Annotated in this window: 3 protein-coding genes; all 3 read left to right on the top strand. The window is 74.1% G+C overall.

Going from position 1 to position 3,413, the window contains the following annotated elements; all coding sequences use genetic code 11:
• Window positions 1-1,066, top strand: a 1,066-nt coding sequence (gene nadA, locus AC1DY2_RS17450) for a quinolinate synthase NadA (protein WP_476763564.1), incomplete at its 5' end; no start/stop codon positions are given.
• 2 nt (window positions 1,067-1,068) lie between these two features.
• Window positions 1,069-2,718 (top strand): L-aspartate oxidase, encoded by a 1,650-nt coding sequence (gene nadB, locus AC1DY2_RS17445; RefSeq protein ID WP_476763563.1) that lies wholly within the window; start codon window positions 1,069-1,071, stop codon window positions 2,716-2,718.
• Window positions 2,718-3,413 (top strand): carboxylating nicotinate-nucleotide diphosphorylase (gene nadC / locus AC1DY2_RS17440; RefSeq protein WP_476763562.1); only part of this gene is annotated, 696 nt, incomplete at its 3' end. The genes nadB and nadC, both read left to right, overlap by 1 nt.

The following is a 3,413-nucleotide window of genomic DNA, read 5'->3' as shown; positions in this document are numbered from 1 at the left end:
GGCGACGCTCGGCGACCGCGTCGTCGTGCTCGGCCACTTCTACCAGCGCGACGAGGTGATCGAGCACGCCGACTTCGTGGGGGACTCATTCCAGCTCGCCAACGCGGCGCTCACCCGTCCCGACGCCGAGGCGATCGTGTTCTGCGGCGTGCACTTCATGGCCGAGACCGCCGACCTGCTCTCCACTCCCGAGCAGGCCGTGATCCTGCCGAACCTCGCCGCCGGCTGCTCGATGGCCGACATGGCCGACGAGTCGAGCGTGGAGGAGTGCTGGGAGCAGCTCGCCGACGTGTACGGCGACCTCGACGCCGCCGACGCCGACGGTCGCGTCCCGGTGATCCCCGTCACCTACATGAACTCCTCGGCGGCGCTGAAGGGCTTCGTGGGCCGCCACGGCGGCATCGTCTGCACCTCGTCGAACGCGCGCACGGTGCTCGAGTGGGCGTTCGAGCGCGGGCAGCGCGTGCTGTTCTTCCCCGACCAGCACCTCGGCCGCAACACCGCGAAGGCCATGGGCGTGCCGCTCGAGCAGATGCCGATGTGGAACCCGCGCAAGGCGCTCGGCGGCAGCACGGCGGGCGAACTCGAGGACGCACGCGTCATCCTGTGGCACGGCTTCTGCTCGGTGCACAAGCGGTTCACGGTCGACCAGATCGCCACCGCACGCGAGACGCACCCCGGCGTGCAGGTCATCGTGCACCCCGAGTGCCCGATGGCGGTCGTCGATGCAGCGGATGCCGCGGGTTCGACGGACTTCATCGTGAAGGCCATCCAGGCCGCCCCGGCGGGTTCGACCTTCGCCATCGGCACCGAGATCAACCTCGTGCAGCGGCTGGCGGCGGAGTACCCGCAGCACGAGATCTTCTGCCTCGACCCGGTGGTCTGCCCCTGCTCGACGATGTACCGCATCCACCCCGGCTACCTCGCCTGGGTGCTGGAGGAACTCGTCGCGGGTCGCGTGGTGAACCGCATCACGGTGCCCGAGGCGGTCGCCGACCCGGCCCGACTCGCGCTCGAGCGGATGCTCGCCGCGAAGCCGCCGGCCCCAGCGGTGACGGGAGCCTGACCATGGCGCACGTGCTGGTCGTCGGCGGCGGAATCGCGGGCCTCTGGACCGCAGTGAAAGCCGCCGACGCCGGGCACACCGTCGAGCTCGTCACGAAGGCCGAGCTGGCCGACGGCAACACCAGGCACGCGCAGGGCGGGATCGCCGCGGCGCTGTTCCCCGACGACTCGGCCGAGCGTCACTACGACGACACCATCGCCGCGGGCGCCGGCCTCTCCGATCCCGCGGCCGTGCACGTGCTCTGCGACGAGGGGCCCGCTCGCGTGCGCGACCTGATCCGGTTCGGGGTGGCGTTCGATCGCGGCGAGTCGGGCCTCGAACGCGGGCTCGAGGCGGCGCATTCCCGCGCGCGCATCCTGCACGCCGGCGGTGACGCGACCGGGGCGGCGATCGAGTCGGCTCTGGTCGCCACGGTCCGGCGCCGGGCCGTGCGGATCCACGAGGGCACGATGCTCGCCGACCTGCTGGTGCGCGAAGGGCGGGCCGTCGGGGCCCGCGTGCTCGCGGCATCCGGAACCGTCGTCGACCTCGCCGCCGACGCGGTCGTGCTCGCGACCGGCGGCAGTGGATGCCTCTACCGGTATACGACGAACCCCGACGTGGCGACGGGCGACGGCGTGGCCGCCGCCTGGCGCGCCGGCGCTGCGGTGGCCGACCTCGAATTCGTGCAGTTCCACCCCACCGCGCTCGCGGCGCCCGGCACTCCGCTCATCTCCGAGGCCGTGCGCGGCGAGGGCGCGGTGCTCCGCGACCGCGACGGCGAACGGTTCATGCTCGACGTCGATCCCCGTGCCGAGCTCGCACCCCGGGACGTGGTCGCGCGCGCGGTGTGGCGGCGCGTGGCCGAGCAGGATGGCGAGCCCGTGCTCCTCGACGCCACGGCGCTCGGTGCGGAGTTCCTCGCGCATCGGTTCCCGAGCCTCGACGCCGCCTGCCGCGCGGCCGGCTTCGCGTGGGGACGCGAGCCCGTGCCGGTGACGCCCGCGGCGCACTACGCCATGGGCGGCGTGGCGACCGACCTCGACGGCCGCACCAGCCTGCCGGGGCTGTGGGCCGTCGGCGAGACCGCACGCACCGGTGTGCACGGCGCCAACCGGCTCGCGTCGAACTCGCTGCTCGAGGCGGCGGTGTTCGCCGACCGGGCCGCGCGCTCGCTCGACGACGCCTGGCCGGATGCCGCGACCGCCTCCCCGACCGCCCCCAGTGCGTCAGCGGCGCCGTCTCGGGTCCCATTCGCAGGAACTCCGGCGCGACACACCGGCCGCCCCGCTGTCGGCCGCGGCGTGTCGGCCGATTCTTCCTCCATTTCGGCGCAGGAGGTCGTGGACCGGCAGGAACTCCAGGCCCTCATGTGGGAGCACGTCGGACTCGAGCGCGACGCGGCAGGCCTGGCCGCGGCATCCGCTCGGCTCGACGCCTGGCGCGCACCCGACGGGCTCGACCGCCGCTCGGCCGAGGACCGCAACCTGCTCGACCTCGCGCGGCTCACCGTGGCCGCGGCGCTGGCGCGTACCGAGAGCGTCGGCGCGCACTTCCGCACGGATGACCCGGCGACCGCCGCGGATGCCGCCGGCATCGGCGCCACGTCGGCTCGCGATTCCCACGCGACGGCGCACGCCGCCGCACGCACCGCCTTCGAGGAGGCCGCCTGATGACCGACCGCCGCGAGATCGACCGCATCGTCACGGCCGCGCTCGACGAGGACGCGCCCTGGGGCGACCTCACGAGCGAGACCCTGATCCCCGCGGATGCCACGGCCGCGGCCGACCTCGTCGCCCGTGAGCCGGGCGTGCTCAGCGGCATCGACGTGTTCGCCGCGGCGTTCCGGCTCGTGGACCCCCGCATCGTCGTCGAAGCGCTCGCCGCCGACGGCGACGCGTTCGACACGGGAGCGGTGCTCGCCCGCGTGCAGGGGCCCGCCCGCGGCATCCTCACCGCCGAGCGCGTCGGCCTCAACCTGGTGCAGCGCATGTCGGGCGTCGCGGCCCTCACTGCACGCTACGTCGCCGCCATCGCGGGCACGGGCGCGCGCATCGTGGACACCCGGAAGACCACGCCCGGCCTGCGCAGCCTCGAGCGCCAGGCCGTGCGGGACGGGGGCGGCCGCAACCACCGCCGCTCGCTCTCGGACGCGATCATGGCGAAGGACAACCACCTCGCGGTACTGACCGCCGGGGGCCGCGACCTCGCGACGGCGCTGCGCGAGGCGCGCGAGCGGATGCCGCACACCGCCCACCTGGAGGTCGAGGTCGACCGGCTCGACCAGCTCGACGCCGTGCTCGCCGGGGGCGCCGACACGATCATGCTCGACAACTTCTCGCTCGACGACCTGCACACGGGCGTGCAG

The sequence above is a fragment of the Agromyces sp. P1_H4 genome, assembly GCF_056405255.1.
Note: the sequence above shows the minus strand (reverse complement) of the source record. Positions and strands in the feature narration are given on the sequence as shown.

Bases quoted from the DNA above. Each gene is read 5' to 3' on its own strand.
- nadB (WP_476763563.1), top strand. From the start codon at position 1,069: ATGGCGCACGTGCTGGTCGTCGGCGGCGGAATCGCGGGCCTCTGGACC.